Source organism: Veillonella parvula, from assembly GCF_032577575.1.
Lineage (GTDB): Bacteria > Bacillota > Negativicutes > Veillonellales > Veillonellaceae > Veillonella.
This window is the reverse complement of record NZ_JAWFVO010000003.1, coordinates 118,255-138,416: the sequence shown is the minus strand read 5'-3', so window position 1 is coordinate 138,416 and position 20,162 is coordinate 118,255. Positions and strand designations below refer to the sequence as shown.

Sequence of the window (20,162 nt, the reverse complement as noted above, 5' to 3'; positions counted from 1 at the left end):
ATACCGTAAACGGTAAGCACTGTTGCAACGTTCAGGATACCGATGATAAATTCTCTTATAATGATAGTTTCAATACCGTAAACGGTAAGCACTGTTGCAACTCATATTCAAAATGAAGTGTTAGGGATTCCTAGTAAGTTTCAATACCGTAAACGGTAAGCACTGTTGCAACGTCGATATCCCTGATGATGTCGGTGAATCTTCTAGGTTTCAATACCGTAAACGGTAAGCACTGTTGCAACTCCTCGATTACTGGTGATAGTATCGGAATACCGCGCGTTTCAATACCGTAAACGGTAAGCACTGTTGCAACCGATAAATACTACATGTGTCATGATATTTCCTCCTATGAGTTTCAATACCGTAAACGGTAAGCACTGTTGCAACAGCGTGTCTTAAAAAGCCAGTATTCATGGGTCTCAAAAATAGGTTTTGGCAAACCTCACACCGTAAACGGTCAAATTGTACTCCCATTGGCTCTAAAATGTCGATGAGCATAGGTAAATACTAGTGGTAAATGATTTTTCTAAGATCACAGTTATTATAAGGGTTTATAGATTTTACGTCAACAATTAAGTTCATTTTCTTTTCATTTGAGTTTAAAGAAAAATATAATCAATCATCTACCCTTATTACCCTTAGTCTAAGACCATACCATAATATCCATGTCAATTCTTCTCATTTAATACCATATTTAGACAATTAAGATACTATCTACTATACCTAGATAAACAAGTAAAACTGTACGAAAAACTCTATCTATAAATTCAGATAAAGCCAATAATATATGAATATTAGCTTTTTAACATTCATATATTTCTAGTGGAAACTATTCTATAATTTCACACTTCACACCACCCATACCAAGTGCCGTTTTAATACCAAGTCCAGTAAATTGACTATAATAACTCAATAGTGCCAAAATTTTTTGCAATTCTATATTTCTTTTAAATTGCATAACAATTTGACCTCGGAATCCTCTTATTTTTATACCTTCAAGTCCATATATACCCATGCGTAGATTATAATCTCGGATAAATACGCCAACTTCAAGAGCACCTAATAGGGAATCCGTATCCATCGTTCCAGAAGTACTAAACTGATTCCATTGACGTAATAAATAGCGGTATATACGAAATGCTTCGGGGAAGATTGTATATTGCTGATCTACTTTAAAACTTGTGGTACTCATGCACTGTAACTTAGTCTGAGAGTAGAATGCATCACTACTCCAGAACTTATGTATCAAAGCCTCATAGGAGGTTTCTTCCAAAATAGTTCTATCTTTAATATATAAATAACCTCGCTTTTGCTTTAAGAAGATTTTCTCAGGCATTTCTAACGTAGGTCTTACTATACGATTAACTGCATCAGCTGTTACAGCTGAAAGACGCCATATATATTGTTTTTTATGTTTATCAAAGTAAATATATTGGCTATAAGGACGTAAACCAGTCTCATGTAATTGGCCTGCATACTCTGTTCCCACAAACTCCATTAGTACACCATGTAAAACACTACCTATAGACTGTACAATTTTGATAGATAGATCTGCAACTATAACCAACTCTATAGACATAATCTCTACATTATCAGACAATAAAATCCCTCCTTTCTATCTTACGCATATCTGAATATATAACACCCACAATCTATCGTTTTCATTATATATTCATTTCTGATTAAAACCAATAGAAAACTATCTAATTTATACAAAAAGCCAGTATATCCACTAAAAAGAATATACTGGCTATATTTCTGTACTTATATGAGTTTTTGACATAAGAACCATCCCCATAAGGGAATTATTTAATTTAACCAGAAAACCAAAAGAAACGTAATAATGTTTCAGCTATTCAAGCGTTTCCGTCCCCTAATGGGGATACGCCAGCATTATATAGCTGTTACTGGTAAAGCGAGCTGGTGGATGTTTCCGTCCCCTAATGGGGATTATTTAGTTTAACCTAATCGTATGAAGGATGAGAATACCACAACTATGATAGTAAAGTTTCCGTCCCCATTAGGGGATTATTTAATTTAACTAGATTGAGCTTTGATATATTATCATCTGCATATTTAAGATTGTTTCCGTCCCCTAATGGGGATCATTTAATTTAACATATACTGTAGTTAAGAAAGATGAAAAGCAATATCCTAAGTTGTTTCCGTCCCCTAATGGGGATTATTTAATTTAACGATGCGGCTCGTATTGTCGCAGACCATATGGGCGAAAACATCCCGTTTCCGTCCCCTAATGGGGATTATTTAATTTAACAAATCCGCCCCGAAAGGCACTTTAGCGAACTAAAATAATGCCGTTTAACCCCGCCACTATAACAACGGCGTAAATTTAGCTTTCAAAGGGATAAATCTAAACTCATTATATCACATAAATTATATGACAAAATAATAATAGAACCATTTGTACTATAAGATCTATAACACAAATGGTTCTATTCATCTCTACAGGTTTATCCTATTTCACATTATGGAACTTGTTTTAATAGTAATTTTTCCAAGACTTCTACGAGTTTTTGACCTCGTTCATCGATTTGGGGTTTATCCCAGTATGTTATTTGTTCAGAGTTATCCACTGCAAAATATGTATTTTGAAAGTTAACCAAAGGTTGTTGGTTTTGAACGGGGCTCTCTATGTCCTCTGCCAAAGCTCTTGTGATAACAAATTCACAGGCTTTATAATGATCTAATTTTTCAACAAAGTCACCATTCTTAACAGAGGCATTTAAACTCTTATCTAAAAGTGTCAAATTACCTAGATGATTCAGATATTCCTTTCGAGTGTCTTCATCATTAAAGGAATAATTTTCGTTATCTGCAGCTTGTGGCATGATATGTTCTAACTCAATCTTTTTATTTGTTTTTATACTGTCTCTTTGGTTCAAGTATAGCTCGATAAATTTAAGAATTTGGAATGCTTTTGGTGCTTTTTTCTTGTCTTTAGAGCCAAAATCTTTCACAGGCAACAAAGCACGAATCAAGTCAACATATGGTTTTGTTCGTGACTCTAATTCGGTTACTGCAACCTCTAGTCTGCGCACTGGATCAGATTCATGTAATATTTTTTCAATGATTTCAGGCAATTCTGCTTCAATTGCATTCGTTTGCGTATAAGAAAATATCACTGCTGCTACATATCTCACAGCCGCATCAACAAGTCTCACCTTATCTACACGCGTAGCATTATAGAACGGCATTAACAACGGATGAATTTGAACTGTATTAAACAATGTAAATAATGTGTACATTCCATCATCATTGGATAAAAAATCATTAGATAGTGGGTCTCTATTGATACTAGCATACACCTTACTGATGGAATTGATATCTGATGAAAGTTGCAAAATATCGTTCGCTCCAAGTTCATTATCTTTAAAATATTCAAACAAATCCTTCTTCTTTACATTAATTGCTTTTGTACCAATAATAAAATGTTTAATGAAAGTAGATGTTTCAATCGCTTTTGATTTGCCTGTATCTTTCAGATTTTTCAAGAACTGACTCCAACTGTCAGAGAAGTCCTTAATCTGATTCTGTGTAATGCCAGGTGCAGAGGTAAGATTTTTCAGTAAGTAATTTTTTAAAAGATCTAATGGCTCTAAAGACTGACCACGATTATTTAAAATCTCAAACAACTGGAATGCACGTTCAATCGATGGTGCTGTAGTTTCAATTAACTTAACTTTAGTAGTTAAATACTGCAAGAAATACAATAATTTCTGAGGCTCATCATCATAAATGCTTCTTAAATGCTGAAGAATAGATTCATAAACAGCCTCTAAGTTATTAGCACTTGTATTATCCTCATCACTCACTAGAGCACCTTGTTTGATGATACTTTTATAAGTCTCTTTAAAATCTAAATCCTGAGTATGAAGAATCTTATAATCTACAAACTGTAAATTATTATCTAGTATTCTAAAGTACTCTTTAAAGCTAAATGTATGCCCCATCCACATATCTGCATTGGCACCTAAATTTCGACGCGTCTCTTCCGCAATATCCATAAATAAATTATTTAATGCACAGAAAATGAGCGTTAATGTTGTAAGCCTTTGCTGACCATCAATCACATCAAATCTAGTCGGATTATTTTCATTGCTAATCAAAACAATATTGCCTAATAAATACCCAGGTAACGTATCAAGCCTATCCGTGTAATTATCTGTATCTTCCTTAAAATCAGAAAAAAGTGTATCTACATCTTTATCTGTCCATACAAAACTCCGTTGAAAATCAGGTATAACAAATTGATTTTTATTATCTAATATCCCCTTAATATCCTTCATTAAGGACGTAATTTCAGCCATGATATCCTCCCCATACCAAAATTTAGTTTAACTTATCTCTATTAGATCATAAAAATAAGATGAAGATCAACACTTTAAATATATTAGACTAACCAAAGAAGGAAAATCTTCATTACATAAAATAACCACCCTATAAATAAGAGTGGTTATTTTTGTCTTTAAAACTTTATAGCAATTTTACTCTGTCCCCTAATGGGGATTATTTAATTTAACTGCTAGTCAAAGATGAAACAAAATATTGCTGGTGTGAGAATGAAGTTTCCGTCCCCTAATGGGAATCATTTAATTTAACAAAACAGGTATTACACTGTATTAATGGTTTGGTTGAATAAGGTATGTTTCCGACCCCTAATGGGGATCATTTAATTTAACTGAATTTAACAATCGTAAACTATGTATCCGCTTTATCTGATAAGTCTCCGTCCCCTAATGGGGATTATTTAATTTAACATATCATCTAATGTCATTTAACTTACTCCTTCAATATGAAACAAGTTTCCGTCCCCATCAGGGGATTATTTAATTTAACTGTCGTGTAATTTTTATTGAAAGGAGTGCAGTATGGATATTGTTTCCGTCCCCATCAGGGGATTATTTAATTTAACACAAACAGATAGCGAACTATATGACATCAACGGAAATTATGTTTCCGTCCCCATCAGGGGATTATTTAATTTAACATACGCTCAAAAGTGTAAGCATTGGTTATTCCCAAGCCATTCTGGTTTCCGTCCCCATCAGGGGATTATTTAATTTAACGTAATATTTTTCTTTTGCGATTGGTTTAAAATCAATCCATTTTGTTTCCGTCCCCATCAGGGGATTATTTAATTTAACAAGCACAAAATGCTATGCTAATGAAGTTATTAGCAAATAAAGGGTTTCCGTCCCCATCAGGGGATTATTTAATTTAACTCACACCTTGGTATGAAAACGGTACGTTATATCACCGAATGGTGGTTTCCGTCCCCATCAGGGGATTATTTAATTTAACACCTTTCAATAATCTTTAATTAACGAAAGGCAAGCCAACAGGCTGTTTCCGTCCCCATCAGGGGATTATTTAATTTAACTGCTATTCATAGGATGCTCTAAGTCAACTCTATTTAAATAGAGTTTCCGTCCCCATCAGGGGATTATTTAATTTAACCGGAGAGAAAGTGAGGTTTAACATGAAAAACCCAATCACTGGTTTCCGTCCCCATCAGGGGATTATTTAATTTAACTGATTTGGAATAGACCAATTTCCATCAATGCACTTAGATGACGTTTCCGTCCCCATCAGGGGATTATTTAATTTAACCCATGTTTAGGTAATGGATTATTAAATGATGATATTTCATCTAGTTTCCGTCCCCATCAGGGGATTATTTAATTTAACCCTGTCTTCGAAACAACAGATATTTACTGGTTCTAAAATACCAAAAACGGCGGAGATTGTAAATCCACTCCGAAAGGCACTTTACCGAGCTAAAATAATGTCGTTTAACCGCGCCACTATCACAACGGCGCAGATTTATTTTTCCAAAGATTAAATCTAGGTCTATTATAGCACATCACTAGCATTAATGAAAAATATATGAAAATAGAGCTACCTTATATAAGGTAGCTCTATTGAGGTGCCATATGTAACTCATTTTTAATAATTCATCTGCTCCCGCAGTTTCATTTATTTTCTTATACGCCTATCCTCCTTTTCCAAATTTCTCTCCACCCTCCTATTTCTACTTTCACCGTCCAACGAATTATCTCGTTAGGTCTCTCCAGGCGATAAATAGTTCGGCCACGACTTGAGGGTTTTGGCTAAGTTTGATGCGGGCTAGCATTTTTCGCACGTAGTTGCAGTGTTCTAGCATCGCTTCGTTCAGTTTGTGTTTGACATGACGCGGAGATTGGTACACCAAGATGGGTGCAAAGTCCGCCACATGAATATAGCTCGTATCGGGTTCCGGACCTTCTGTAACGATATATTCATAGGGTATAGCCACGTTAAAGAGGCCGTACACCACGTCCTTACCGATAGGGCGGCGACATTTAATATGAGCAAAGGTTAGATGCGGACCATAAGTCTTAGGCGCGGTATAGCTGCTACGTCGACCGTCGCTGGTCATGATGTAATTGGGTCTCAGCCCTTCCTGCATCGCTAGCTCTCGCGTGATCGTGCGCATCGGCAAATGAACCATTTCTTCACGACCATCCACAAAATAACACTTCGTACTGTCCCCACCACTAGGTTGATAGGTAGGAATAAAACAAACAATGTGATTCTTTGGATTCGTATAGATCAAATCCAAATCTTCTCCCTTAGATAGCCGAGCGGCCATCAAATCTGTTAGTTTATCATCTATTGCCATGGAATTCTCTCCAATCTAATCAGGAACATTCCTTTCAACAATACAATGAACACGTGTTCTGTGAAAGCAGATTAGCATGCTTTAATCTGCTGCTGACTTAATTGTATATCAGCCTGTATAATTTGTAAATATATATACAAAACTATAGAAATTTACGTATATTTAATGACTTTATGATCTTGTAAAAGTTATATATACCTTGATGTGTCATTATTTTCTCATTTAAATTGAGAATTGCATATTTTATGTATATTCGTTAATCGAGATTAAAAGAAATATGCAATATATAGGATATAAATAAGAAATTAAATTATAATAACTAATGCACACGCACGTCTGTAAAGTCCGTACTCAAATACCTGCGCAGCTTCCGAATGGCTCGTTCGTGGCGCCGTTGGATAGCTTGACGACTACAGTTCAATTCTTCACTAACCGATACCAAGCTTTGGCATTCACCGTAGACACGGCGCAGTAGGTCTCGTTGATCAGGAGACAATCTACCTAAGGCCCATACGAGGCGTGCTCGCAGCCTATGCTCTTCGTCGGCACTCATCACCATATCCGCCACATTTTCGCCAGATGCGAAGATATCCATGCCAAAGGTGACTTCTCCATCATCGGTGGTGCGATCTGGGATGTGAATTTCACGGCGATAACGCAATCGCTCACGCTTCCAGTACCGCATGTAACCGTACATAATGCCAGCTTTCACAAAGCCTGGGAACGGTACGGCCCCGTTCAAATCAAAGCTATAAATCGATTCTATGAGGATGGCCCAAAGATAGCTCTCTACGTCCTCGCGGAACTCACGGTTTCCCATGCGATTCGTATAGTGCAAGATGAGCGGTCGATACCTGCGACAAAGCTCGATTTGTACCGCATCATGGCGAAGCTCATCAACGGACCAAGGCTGATATCCTACCGTCTGAATCCTCATATTCGGCTTTTGACAGATGGATACGAGACTCTTGTCCGACAAGGACGATAAAACTTGATGACCACAGACGAGGGTCTGTAATTTCAATTCCTCTGGAATACTTTCCCTAGACTCATTAGCTTTCGATAGTAAAGAATGAGATGGTAATGCCTGTGTTTCTAACGTTTCTAACTGAAAATTGTCACCTTGTAAGTTTGCAGTTTTAATACATGTTCTTTGTACTAAAGGTTCTTCGTTTGTGTATAACATAAATCCCCTTTCCTGCCATGGCATAGCGCTTATGTACACAATACCGCGGAAAGAGTGTTTTGACAAATTGGCAATTCCTTGGAATTTCCCTATATTCTGTTATATTTGAACCTTAATTTCTATCCATAGTACACCGTACCTATGCGATTCAAAGGGTAATTGCTGAAAATAGATAATTACCAAAAATGACACCACATACATAATGTGGTGTCATTTTTTAGAGGAAATATATACTATCATTGGGTAATAGTATTCAATCTTTAGGTAGTAGTATTCAATCTGAGATTGTCTGATTAAATCGCAATACACGCGGCTTGGACAAAGTCCTTTAGCTGCGGTTTTACATGATTATAATATACATCAGCGCCATAACCGCGCACGATATCGCCCCAATATTTATATACATAGCGGTACCAGAAATGGAACATACTGTTCGTAAAATGGTAATCCGCGTACTTTGCGTTCCCACGGTTACTTGCCTGAATACGGCCCACGAGCCCCATGGACATGAGATCGTTCAAACGAGATGTAAAGGTGCCACTTTTAATTTGGCTTTCTTGTAAAAGCTCTACGTAGTACGGTCTTTCCAAGCTAGCAAGGCCCGTTAAAATGGCATTGGCGCCAGTTATATTCTTCATATCTCGATGCAAAATATATTGTGTTTCTTCAAAGAGAGCTCCCGTTACTGAGAAGAACAAGTTAATAATATTCGTATCGATGCTTTCACCATTATCAAAGTATTGCACATAGGCAGGTAACCCACCGGTTACGGCAAAGACGGTGCGCAAATCATCCTTTGCATAGTGAAGACCCAAGGATTTCATATCAACCAAGGAAAATGGTTTCACCTCAAGATATTCGGACACGAAAGGCCCAATGAGGCTACGATCGCCAATGATGCGGCCATCGAGTTGTTCCAGACCATTAGCCATCAAAATGATGTTCAAACGGCTCGTATCTTTGTAGGTATCTAACAAATCGCGCAAGTGAATGGGAAACTGAGGAACTGCTTCCACCAAAGATGGATAATCGTCAATCACCACAGTCTGAGGTGTTTTCACACTGCTTTCAAAAAGTCTCACAAAAGCCTGCTGCAAACTCTCTACAGGCTCGAATGTATCTTGAGCATTAGCAGGAACAAAACGTGCCTCAAGAGCTCTATTTATATCAGCCACATGGACTGATTCATTGGCCATGCGCCCCGCCAAATATATCGCCTTATGACGGCGTACAAGTTGCGAAGCCACATAGGATTTACCACTGCGATGAGGACCATATACAACACATAAACTCATTTGGCCCATTGCAATTCGGGACTGGATACGCTCTATAATTTCAGCACGTCCCACAAAATTCATATACTCACCTCCAACTATTTACGGAAATTATTATATCATAATTTTAAATCATTATTAAACTTTTTTTCATATAGTTAACATAGCTTTTTATTATGTTAATTTTTTTACGCATCAAATCAGAGCTTTTATGCGATACATGTTGCCTTATCATCATAAAAGGCCTTATGATTACTTTATTTTCATATACATTTGATATCAACATATCCTATAAGGCGTGGTTATATAAGTTATACATTATAAGCTATACATATTAAACTATAGATTTTAATCTATATAGTTTAATATGTATAATTTAATCTATATATTTTAAAAATGACGTGCTACCTGAGAGGTATAGCACGTCATTTGCATATAAAGTATATTAAATTGTTACCGAATTTTCTTATACTAAGTTTCTTAATAGTAAATATCTAACTTGTAAATATCTAATTCGTAAATTCCTAATTACAAAATCTAATATTCCTAAATATCTTATGGATCCATTTGCGTTTGCATTTTCATCAATAAGATGCGCTTAACCGATTCGTTAAGCCGCTCGGTCGTAATCGTTCCATCCGCCACCGCTTGCGTCAGCGCACGATGGACTTCATCGATATGAATCGTATCCGCATCAACAAGAATGAGGTCACTGCCCGCCAAAATGGAAGCCACAGCGTAATCGCCTATCTTTTGATTGGATTGCAACGCACCCACATCGATACGGTCCGTCATAACGATACCTTTATAACCAAGCTCCTTGCGAAGCCAACCATCAATAATCGGCTTAGAGGAACTCGCCAAGTGTTCATTATCGATAGCAGGAATCTGAATGTGGCTCATCACAAGCATATAGCTATTCGCCGTTGTCTGCGCAATGAGCCGTTTAAAGACGGCTACATCATTATTGCTGAGATACGCTTTCGCCTCATTAGCTGAACCAAAGGACGCATCCCCTAAGGTCACTGCCGGAAAGTAGTTATAAGCGGACCACATATGATTAATTTGGTAACGCTCCACCATGGCAAGGTTTATATGACCTGCCCACGTGGGGTCCGATGTATAGGACATATTCGGTACACCAAGGTTAGCATTAGGCCCAATAACCAAGTTAAAGCCCATATCCCGCATTTCAATAGCAGATCGCGTGGCCAAATTAATGATACGATCCATAGGCAATTGCCCCCACCGATTGGGCTTCGGCAACCGCAAGAAACTTTCATTCCCATGCAATATGCGATCACGATGCACCGCAATATAGGGTGTCACCATGCTAGAGGTTATCGCCGTTTGCATAATATCGCTGGTGAAAGTTTTCACTTGGTTCTTATTAATAAGATTTTCATTCGTTAGCATCACGCCACTGACACGGTATTTTCGAATCACATCCTTTTGGGATTGTCCTATCGTACTACCATGAAGGCTGATCATCATCAGCTGCCCCACCTTATCCTCTTGAGACATGGCCGCAATCCAAGTGTCCACCTTTTCAGACACGGGTTTGTCGGACTCCAGGACGGCACGGTACGATACAGTTCGTACCGTTTCTTGTTCTGCCTGACTCTCATGTTGGCATCCAGTTGTACCAACGACAGCAACTAGTAAGGCAAGGCCACTCAGGACCCGCCGAAAAAACTGGTTCATCTCTCCTAAAAGCTCCTTAATGCTTACGCAATATTATGAATATTATGGGCTTTCTATGTTGCTCTCCCAATGCAACACCCATAAGTCCCCTCTTGATCCGTACAGTATATTTTTATATTATACACTAAATGATTCATCTTTTCCTCATAATAAAATAATTTTTTTTATACTGAATTATTATAATAAAGTTATACAGTAAAAATATGTGAATTTTGAATAATTATATAAAAAAATCCTACGAATCGTTTAAAAAGTGACCGCACTGTAACAAAAGGCTACGTGAGTATCAAGTCACTCATGACCCGTAGGATTTTCTATTTTATATTGTTGTACCCTAAATAGCAAACGCTACTATATGTTTACTTGCACCATATTTAAGCAATCGGCTATCATTAACCTTTAAATTTAGGGGATGTTGGACATGTTTTAGGTGTTACGTCTTTACGAGTACCAAGAACCGCGCTACGATCTGTGTAGTGTGTGTGTAAAAGTTCGTGCGCCTTGTGACCCAATGGTTCGCCTAAGAAATCTTTGTACAATGTTTGAATTTCTTCATTTTCATAGGACGCAACCCATTTATAGTTTTCGTCAGCTTCGTAAAGGCCGCCGATACGAGCTTCCTTAGTTTTAACCGCTTGAGGCAATTTAGTACGCGGTTGACCACCGCCACCGATACAGCCACCTGGGCACGCCATAACTTCAATGAAGTCATAATGTTTACCGTTTTCTTTCAAAGCATTCAAAAAGTCACGTGTATTTTTACCACCGTGAACAACGGCAACCGACAATGTTACATCATCACCCAATTGAACAGTCGCCTCTTTTACGCCTTCCATACCGCGAACGTCCTCGAGGTGAGTCAACGCATATGGAGGTGGCTCTTTATCAGTGATGAGCTTGTAAGCCGTACGCATCGCTGCTTCCATAACACCACCGGTGTTACCGAAGATAATGGATGCACCAGTTTCCATACCGATTAAATCATCAAATTTAGAATCTTCAATGGCATTGAAGTCGAGGTTTTCCTCTTGAATCCAACGGATGAACTCACGAGTTGTGATGGAAATATCTGTATCCATGCCAAGGGAGTCATCATTATGATAACGAGCCGCTGCATTTTCTTCTTCTCGTTTTGTTTCTGCTTTTTTAGCAGTACAAGGGTTTACAGATACGGACACAATGTTGCGAGGATCGATGCCTTTTTTCTCTGCAAAGTAAGTTTTAATCATAGCCGCTTCCATAGCGATACAAGAACGTGTAGAAGACAAGTTAGGAATCAACTCAGGGAAATAGATTTCCGCAAAGCGTACCCACGCTGGGCAGCAGCTTGTAAACTGAGGAATTTGTCCGCCATTTTTAAGGCGTTCTACAAGCTCGGATGCTTCCTCCATAATGGTTAAGTCCGCACCAAAGTTAGTATCTACTACATAGTCTGCACCAAGTGCACGCAAGGCACCGACCATTTTACCTTCCAAGAATGTGCCCGGTTCATAACCGAAGCCTTCACCAATTGCTACACGAACAGCTGGAGCTGTTTGAATTACGACGATTTTTTCAGGATCAGCAAGGGCTGCTTTTACCTTTTCAAGCTCGGATTTAGCATGCATAGAGTCGAATGGGCATGCTGCCGCACATTGACCGCAATGGATACATACAGGCACATCGCCGTTTGCATCAAGGTCGTAGTAATCAAGTACGCTCATTACATCCGCACAAGCGCGACGGCATAACGTACAGTTTTTACACTTGGAAATGTCGTGATAAATGGATGGATTGTCGAGTGCAATCGGCACGCGTTTATCGATAAATTCGTATTGAGACATGAGGACCTCCTCTAACAAACTATAACTACCAAACCTATTGGGGCGAAATATGCCAAACTACGGAGCACTACGCCCAAGCCATACTTCTGCATCTTACCTATAGTATACGCTATGGTGAAAGTTTATACTATGTAGAATTGTTACACTTTTGCACAAAATCTCCGAAAAAGTGTAATATAAATCACATTTTACCATAGAAAGATGAATAATTCACCTAAAAAACGCACGCTCTTTAAAAGAACGTGCGCAAGTGAAGCTTTCACAAAATCATTCAATCTAAACAAGCCTGTACTAATCAATAGTGTACTCGTCTGTAGGATTCAATTATTTACCGCCCCAAATAAGTTGGAATACAGCATACGCAGGCGTACCTGGCTCAACTTTACGGCTATTTTTATTAACTTGTTCCTCTTTCACAACATAACCTTGTGGGTTATAAAGAGTCACCTTAAGATCCTTAACTTCCCGTTTTTTATGATTGAACTCTTCAGTCACGATGTAGTGGTACCCTTCGTAGTCCATCGCTTTAATATCCATTACCGCTTTTTTATCGTCTTTTTTAACAGAATCATTGTCGATAGACCAAGTAACACCATTGCTATCAGTGCCTACTGTATACCAATTAGCCGCATCAACACTACCAATACCGCCGATTAATAATGCGCCTGCTGCCAAAACAGCTGCCAATGTTTTTTTCATATTAATACCTCTCAAAGAAAATACAAAAATATACAAACTAGTATATAAGGGAAAACTAAATATTTTATGAAAGACAAACTTATGGACTCGAATCTTAAAGCTTCACATAATAGGTCGAACGGCCACCACCCTTACGCTGGATACTGCCTTTTCTTACAAGTGTACGCACTGCACCTTCAATAGCACTATCGCTGATATTTGGACACCATTCTCTAATATCTTGCTTTGTGAAAGCCCCTAAATGCCTATCGATGGCAGCTTGCACCTGATTCATCGCAGAACCGCTATTTACTAGCAAAGCACTGCGCTCCTCAAAATCATGATAAGCGGCCAATAACATTTGTAACCAATACCGAATGAAAGCCGTAGGACAGGAGCTTTCACCATACCACGCACCACTAGACTCGCGTAAAGCCGCATAATACATGTCCTTATTTGCTGCAATTTTAGCCTCTAAGGACACATATTTACCAACCATAAAACCACTTCGATACAGCAATAACGTCGTCAGCAATCGACTCATGCGACCATTTCCATCATTAAAAGGGTGAATACATAAAAAGTCATGAATAAAAATGGGAATCGCTAGAAGTGGTTCCACCTCGCCATTACCTACAACCCGATTATATTCCGCGCAAATCTGATCGAGAGCCTCCGCCGTTTCATAAGGTGCTAGTGGAGTAAATAATACCTCTGTTCGACCATCTGGATACGTAGCACTAATATAATTCTGTAAGCTCTTTAACTGCCCACCACGTGCATTAAACTGGTAATTATACAAAATCTTGTGCAACTGTAAAATATGGTTCCGAGACAACGATATAGAATCATAACTCTTATGGATAACATTCAATGCATCGCGATATCCCATTATTTCCTGCTCATCCCGATTACGAGGTGTCGTCTTGTCAGCCACCAACTGCCGGAGACGTGTACTCGTCGTCACAATCCCTTCAATCGCATTTGAAGCCTCTGTACTCTGTACCTTTGCCAACTCCACAAGCGAATCTAATATGGCAGGACTCTGTGAAAGCAAAACCTCCTCCTTGCCATTTGCCCGATAAATCCCCGCAATAAGACTCAAAATATCCATATCCCACGACAAAAATTGAATCTGACCATACTCAAAACGACGCATACACACACCTCCATTCCGCTCTAATCCCTTATAAATAAAATTATTCCCTTACATTATACCATAAAATAAGGGAATAAATAATTCTCTATGCCTCTACCGTGTGTAATCCAACGAATTTGAAAACTGATATTCGCCCTGTAAGAGTACTAATAATATAGAAAGCCCCGAACTATTCTGAAAACGACTTAGGTCACTATGGAGGCTTTCAGGATAGTTCGGGGCTACTTATACGTTCTGAGTATCTAAATAGACAGAGCGAATATCAGCTTCTATTAAATTGTTGGATTATTTCCCCCATAGGGCCTGCATAACTTCCGCCCCCATGGTATCCGGTTCAATTTTCGTAGGTTTTTGTGCTTCTTTACTGGATAACAATGCTATACCAGCATTGCTATATACTGTTGTATCAAGTTCTGTCCATGTTTTTTCTTTGCGATCAATCCGTACTGTGTAAATATATGTAAAGCCTTCAACATTGTTGATTTTAACAAGTACTGTAGCCGCATCATCTGTTTTATATACAGACGAGTTGTCAATAAACCATGCCGCATCGTCAGCATCAGCATCAATATAGTACCAGTCAGCAGCACTAGCTTGACCAAAGCCACCTACAAAGAAAACCCCTGCTGCAAACATAGCAGCTAACCATTTTTTCATTTTTAAACTCCCCCAACACTAGAGGCGACCATCTTAGATGGTCGCCCATAATTACTCAATAGTTAATATAGTGTTTTATATTATTCTACTTCTTCTTCGATTTCAGCGCCTGGAATAACAGCAATACTAGCTACCTTATCACCTTCGTCGAGATTTTGTGTTTTCACACCAGAGATAGCTTTGCCCTTCTTCACAGCGATGTCATTCATATTGAAGCGGATGATTTTACCTTGCTCAGAAATAAGCATGACTTCGTCATCGTTATGAACAACTTCTACGGCTACTACATCGCCGGTTTTGTTCGTAATCTTGAAGTTCTTAGAGCCTTTACCACCGCGTTTTTGCAATGTATAAGCTTCCGCATCATTGCGTTTACCAAAACCTTCTTCAGAGATAGTAAACACTTGTGCTTCACTTTCATCAGTATTAAGAACACCAGCGCCTACAACTACGTCGCCTGCATTCAATTTAATGCCGCGCACGCCGTGAGCCGCCCGTTTCATGAGGCGCACATCATGTTCGCTGAAGCGAATAGCGATACCCAACTTAGTGCCAATCAAGATATCTTGGTTGCCAGTCGTTACGTTAACGGAAATCAAACGATCGCCTTCGTCGAGATTAATTGCATTGAGGCCAGAACGACGGATATTGCGGTATTCTTCAATAGCTGTACGTTTTACAACGCCGAACTCAGTGACCATGAATAAATTTACATCTTCATGGACACGTTCAAGGTCGATCATAGTCGTAACGGATTCACCTACAGCGAGCGGCAATACGTTAACCATAGCGGTACCGCGAGAGTTGCGGGAGCCTGCTTCTGGCACTTCGTACGCCTTGAGGCGATATGCACGGCCTGCAGATGTGAAGAATAGCAATGTATTATGGGTCCGCACATGCATAATCTGCGTTACATAATCGTCTTCCTTCGTCTTCATGCCGATAACGCCAGCGCCGCCTTTATGTTGGTTGCGATATACGTTCGCGTTCATTCGTTTGATGTAACCTTGTTTAGTCAAGGTAATAACCATCTCTTCGTCAGCGATGAGGTCTTCTACATCAAGGTCGGACGTATCAATCGTGATTTCAGAACGACGAGGGTCGCCGTATTTTTTCTTCATATCATCGAGTTCGTCTTTGATGATTTGACGTTGACGCGCTTCGCTAGCCAAGATAGCTTTCAAATCTTCGATCAATGCCAACAATTCCTTGTATTCCTCTTCGATTTTTTCGCGTTCCAAGCCTGTTAAACGGCGTAAACGCATGTCGAGGATGGCTACCGCTTGTTTCTCTGAAAGCCCGAATTTTTGCATCAATGCGTTACGTGCGATTTCGTCAGTTTGAGAACTGCGGATTGTAGCGATAACTTCATCGATGTGATCGAGAGCGATCAATAAGCCTTCCAAGATGTGTGCACGCGCTTCGGCTTTGTTAAGCTCGAATTGAGTGCGGCGTACGATAACATCGAGACGGTGATCTAAGTAATAACCCAATACTTCTTTCAAATTCAATACGCGAGGATGACCATCCACGAGGGCCAGCATAATCACGCCGAAAGATTCTTGTAATTGAGTGTGTTTATATAATTTGTTAAGAACGATGTCTGGTTGCACATCAGCGCGCAATTCGATAACGATGCGCATACCTTGACGGTCAGATTCATCGCGAAGTGCTGTGATGCCATCGATCACCTTATCACGGCTCAAGTTCGCAATTGTTTCAATAACACGAGCCTTATTAACTTGGTACGGAATCTCAGTCACTACGATTTTATGCTTGCCCTTAGACATCTCTTCGATGGTCGCACGAGCACGCATTTTAACGCTACCACGACCTGTGGAGTACGCTTTTTTGATGCCTTCCCGGCCCAAAATGAGCGCCCCAGTCGGGAAGTCTGGGCCTTTAATAGCAGTCATCAATTCTTCCACAGTTACCTCTGGATTATCGATGAGCATAGTAAGGCCATTACACACCTCGTTGAGGTTATGTGGTGGAATATTTGTCGCCATCCCTACAGCGATACCGCTGGAACCATTGATGAGAAGATTTGGAATCTTCGCTGGCAATACTGTTGGTTCTTGCAAGCTTTCATCATAGTTCGGCATAAAATTAACAGTTTCCTTGTCGATATCGGCAAGCATTTCTGTTGTAATCTTCGCCATACGTACTTCGGTATAACGCATCGCAGCGGCACTATCGCCGTCGATGGAACCAAAGTTACCGTGACCGTCTACCAAAAGGTAGCGCGTATTGAAATCCTGTGCCAAACGAACCGTTGCATCGTAAACGGAGCTATCACCATGTGGATGATACTTACCGAGTACGTCACCGACGATACGAGCGGATTTCTTGTACGGTTTATTTGGCGTCATGCCTGTTTCATGCATCGCATACAAAATACGACGATGTACTGGTTTCAAGCCATCGCGCACATCTGGAAGCGCACGCATAACGATTACGGACATTGCATAATCGATGTACGCATTCTTCATTTCTTTATCAATCTGAACGGGATGAATATTCCCGTGGGACCATTGTTGGTCTGCCACAATCTCACCTCATTTTACTAACACTGATACTAATTCATCATATAATTATAGCATTTTTGCAGTTTTAACGCTATATTTTGTAAAAGTTTCTTCCCATTACATGGCCCAATTGTACAACTGTTGCATAGCTGTAATTAATTCTATAGAATTTACTTTAAAAAGCCCTTATTTCTTGATAAAATAACATTACTTTATTATTATTCTTTTTCTATATACATATAAATTCTCATTGTATATAGGTTCATGAAAGGCGATACATATGAACGACGAGAAATCAAAATTTCATATTCCTAAAATCCCCATGATCATATGGGTCCAATTAATCTTACTCGCTGTAGGCTATGCATTCTACTCAGCAAATCGACTATCCTTTAGTGTCGGTTTAAAAGCCATTGCGGCGCAGTTAGCATTAACCCCAATTGAGGTAGGCACCATTGGTACTATATTTACACTAGGTCAAGCAATTATCGATATTCCGGCAGGTTATTTAGCCGATAGATTTGGTCGCAAACGTTTACTTGTATCTAGTATGATTTTCCTTGGTATTATGACAGCGATTGTAACCAAAGCCTCTGATGCCATTCAAGTAGGTTTAGCCCGCACCATCTTTGGCATGGCTGAAGGTATCTGGAATATCGTCATGTACTCAGTAGCAGGTTCCATCTTCCCCGCCGCAAGGGCTATGCTCAACGGGCTCATGATGACTTTCTACTCCATTGGCGCTTATGTAGGACCTGCCTATTATGGATATAGTCTCTCTGCAACGGGCGATTGGACCCACGGTCTGCTCAATATGGGCTTAGTTACCGCTCTATTCGGCGCATTACTCTACTTTGGTTTCCGTAAAAAATACACCGACAGCTCTACAGATGTGAAAGGTATGAATCTTATTGAAGCAATAAAGACGGTAGGGACTAATAAGATTGTATGGCTTGCCATTCTTATTCAAATTTTAAATATCGTACCTTATTGGGGCTTTGCTTCCATGGGACCATACTTATTTATGACCTTTAAAGGCTTTAGTGCTGCAGAAGCAGGGCAATTCTTTGGTATGGTATACGGCATAGGCGGTCTCTCCGGCGTAATTCTAGGCTTCTTCGCCGATAAGTTTGGTCGCAAGCCAACCATCGTGGCACTAGCTTTGTTAAATACAATCTGCGGCATTCTAGTATTTCACTTCATCCCTAAAGCCTCTATTCTCTTATATATCGTTGGTGCGATTATGGGAATTGGCCTTCATGCCATTTATGTACTAGGCTATACAATCGCACAAGATGGTGTCAGCCACAAACAAATTGGCCTTGCTACAGGTCTCGTAGGGGCCTCTAGCTATTTCCTATCCTTCTTCTCTGGTCCATTCATGGGTTGGCTCACTAGTACATGGGGACATATGATTGCTCTAGACATCGTTGTTGTTACCTTTGAGGCTACATTAGTTTTCATCGCTTTCATTATGAAAGAAACACAAAAGAAACATCCTATAGTATTGAACGAAAAATAAAATAGCTCATATATACAAACGACGTGTAGATAATACTACACGTCGTTTGTATATATTGTTAATTTCAATCTTAATAATACAGTCGAGGCTTACTTATTAATAATAGATATGTACTAAACAACAATTGCTATTTACTTAACCATAGCTTGTAAACTACTGGCTAGATTACGTTCCAACTGTTGTGTATCCATACTTTCACTACCATAATTTTCTAACAATGTCTCTCGCCAATCTTTGTTTTTACTGAGGAATCGGAACCCTTTTATATACTGAGCCTTTGTTTTATCTACCTCACCTTTAGGTAAGTAATAGAAGGTAACCTTGCGACCGTACGAAGCACTCAATAAGTGTTTATCATTATTTGGCGAGTAGAGATTATAAATCCCCTTTAACACTGCTACCATATCAGCACCCTTCACGGTATCATCTACAAATATAAATTCTCCTTCATCAAATAAAGATACATCACTCTGTCCAGCACGTCGTTTTAATTTAGAATCCATTAGCATATGCTGCTCATCAACCGTAGCCGTTTGCATACCATACTGTTTAGTTAAATTGCTAACCCTACCATTCAAATGATTCAAATATGCATCAGCATACGCAAAATCCGCATCATTTTTTCGCTCGCCACCAGGGGCCGGCAATGTTGGCCGCTTGACTACAGAATTTGTAGTAAAAGAAATACCATTACTTTCATCATAAAACACATACACATTTCGCTGGAATGGCTTCTCCTTCTCCACCACAGATGACTGAAGAACAAGATTCGGATGCACAACTGAGAACTCTTTCTCCACGCTAGACTTGATATCCTCTGGTGTAGCAGGATCACCATTCTCCGTCGTCCAAATGAAAGAACAACCACTCAACACAACACTACAAACACCAACGATACCTAACAACACAAACTTAACAAACAACCTCATACACAAAACCTCCCCTCTCT

Annotated in this window: 13 protein-coding genes and 3 CRISPR repeat arrays (1 of these 16 running past the window's edge); of the genes, 1 reads left to right on the top strand and 12 read right to left on the bottom strand. The window is 39.3% G+C overall.

Annotated features, from left to right (window positions below; all coding sequences use genetic code 11):
• Positions 1 to 387: a CRISPR direct-repeat array (repeat unit 35 nt; unit sequence GTTTCAATACCGTAAACGGTAAGCACTGTTGCAAC) (it extends 77 nt beyond the left edge of the window).
• A 442-nt stretch (positions 388 to 829) separates the two neighbouring features.
• The 11 genes from cas6 to gyrA form a co-directional block, all read right to left on the bottom strand.
• Entirely contained in the window at positions 830 to 1,600 is a 771-nt protein-coding gene (gene cas6 / locus E7K77_RS06465; protein ID WP_325306237.1) for a CRISPR system precrRNA processing endoribonuclease RAMP protein Cas6, read from the bottom strand.
• Positions 1,601 to 1,929: 329 nt separating this feature from the next.
• A CRISPR array of direct repeats spans positions 1,930 to 2,275; the repeat unit is 35 nt; unit sequence GTTTCCGTCCCCTAATGGGGATTATTTAATTTAAC.
• 211 nt (positions 2,276 to 2,486) lie between these two features.
• On the bottom strand, positions 2,487 to 4,328 hold the full coding sequence (locus tag E7K77_RS06460; protein ID WP_325306239.1) for a DUF262 domain-containing protein: 1,842 nt from the start codon (positions 4,326 to 4,328) through the stop codon (positions 2,487 to 2,489).
• Between the two features lie 257 nt (positions 4,329 to 4,585).
• A CRISPR array of direct repeats spans positions 4,586 to 5,709; the repeat unit is 35 nt; unit sequence GTTTCCGTCCCCATCAGGGGATTATTTAATTTAAC.
• Positions 5,710 to 6,073: 364 nt separating this feature from the next.
• Positions 6,074 to 6,682 carry a hypothetical protein gene (locus E7K77_RS06450; protein ID WP_004694448.1) on the bottom strand — a complete coding sequence of 203 codons (609 nt, stop codon included), beginning with the start codon at positions 6,680 to 6,682 and terminating at the stop codon, positions 6,074 to 6,076.
• A gap of 319 nt (positions 6,683 to 7,001) precedes the next feature.
• Entirely contained in the window at positions 7,002 to 7,868 is an 867-nt protein-coding gene (locus tag E7K77_RS06445; RefSeq protein ID WP_325306240.1) for a sigma-70 family RNA polymerase sigma factor, read from the bottom strand.
• Positions 7,869 to 8,161: 293 nt separating this feature from the next.
• On the bottom strand, positions 8,162 to 9,226 hold the full coding sequence (locus tag E7K77_RS06440) for an AAA family ATPase (RefSeq protein ID WP_004694443.1): 1,065 nt from the start codon (positions 9,224 to 9,226) through the stop codon (positions 8,162 to 8,164).
• Positions 9,227 to 9,697: 471 nt separating this feature from the next.
• Complete coding sequence (locus E7K77_RS06435; RefSeq protein ID WP_038150453.1) at positions 9,698 to 10,846, bottom strand: glycoside hydrolase family 3 N-terminal domain-containing protein; 1,149 nt, start codon at positions 10,844 to 10,846, stop codon at positions 9,698 to 9,700.
• Between the two features lie 392 nt (positions 10,847 to 11,238).
• Complete coding sequence (locus E7K77_RS06430; RefSeq protein ID WP_325306241.1) at positions 11,239 to 12,669, bottom strand: [FeFe] hydrogenase, group A; 1,431 nt, start codon at positions 12,667 to 12,669, stop codon at positions 11,239 to 11,241.
• Positions 12,670 to 12,993: 324 nt separating this feature from the next.
• Entirely contained in the window at positions 12,994 to 13,368 is a 375-nt protein-coding gene (locus tag E7K77_RS06425) for a hypothetical protein (protein WP_004694437.1), read from the bottom strand.
• A gap of 94 nt (positions 13,369 to 13,462) precedes the next feature.
• Entirely contained in the window at positions 13,463 to 14,506 is a 1,044-nt protein-coding gene (locus tag E7K77_RS06420; protein WP_325306242.1) for a Fic family protein, read from the bottom strand.
• A gap of 285 nt (positions 14,507 to 14,791) precedes the next feature.
• Positions 14,792 to 15,163, bottom strand: a complete 372-nt coding sequence (locus E7K77_RS06415; RefSeq protein ID WP_004694430.1) for a hypothetical protein — start codon at positions 15,161 to 15,163, stop codon at positions 14,792 to 14,794.
• Between the two features lie 80 nt (positions 15,164 to 15,243).
• Entirely contained in the window at positions 15,244 to 17,712 is a 2,469-nt protein-coding gene (gyrA, locus tag E7K77_RS06410) for a DNA gyrase subunit A (protein ID WP_325306243.1), read from the bottom strand.
• Positions 17,713 to 17,971: 259 nt separating this feature from the next.
• Here gyrA and E7K77_RS06405 point away from each other — a divergent pair, with 259 nt between their 5' ends.
• On the top strand, positions 17,972 to 19,213 hold the full coding sequence (locus E7K77_RS06405; protein ID WP_278451868.1) for an MFS transporter: 1,242 nt from the start codon (positions 17,972 to 17,974) through the stop codon (positions 19,211 to 19,213).
• 131 nt (positions 19,214 to 19,344) lie between these two features.
• Here E7K77_RS06405 and E7K77_RS06400 read toward each other — a convergent pair whose 3' ends face one another.
• A complete protein-coding gene (locus E7K77_RS06400; RefSeq protein WP_024060918.1) occupies positions 19,345 to 20,142 on the bottom strand; it encodes a hypothetical protein in 798 nt (265 codons plus the stop codon).
• Positions 20,143 to 20,162: the final 20 nt, after the last annotated feature.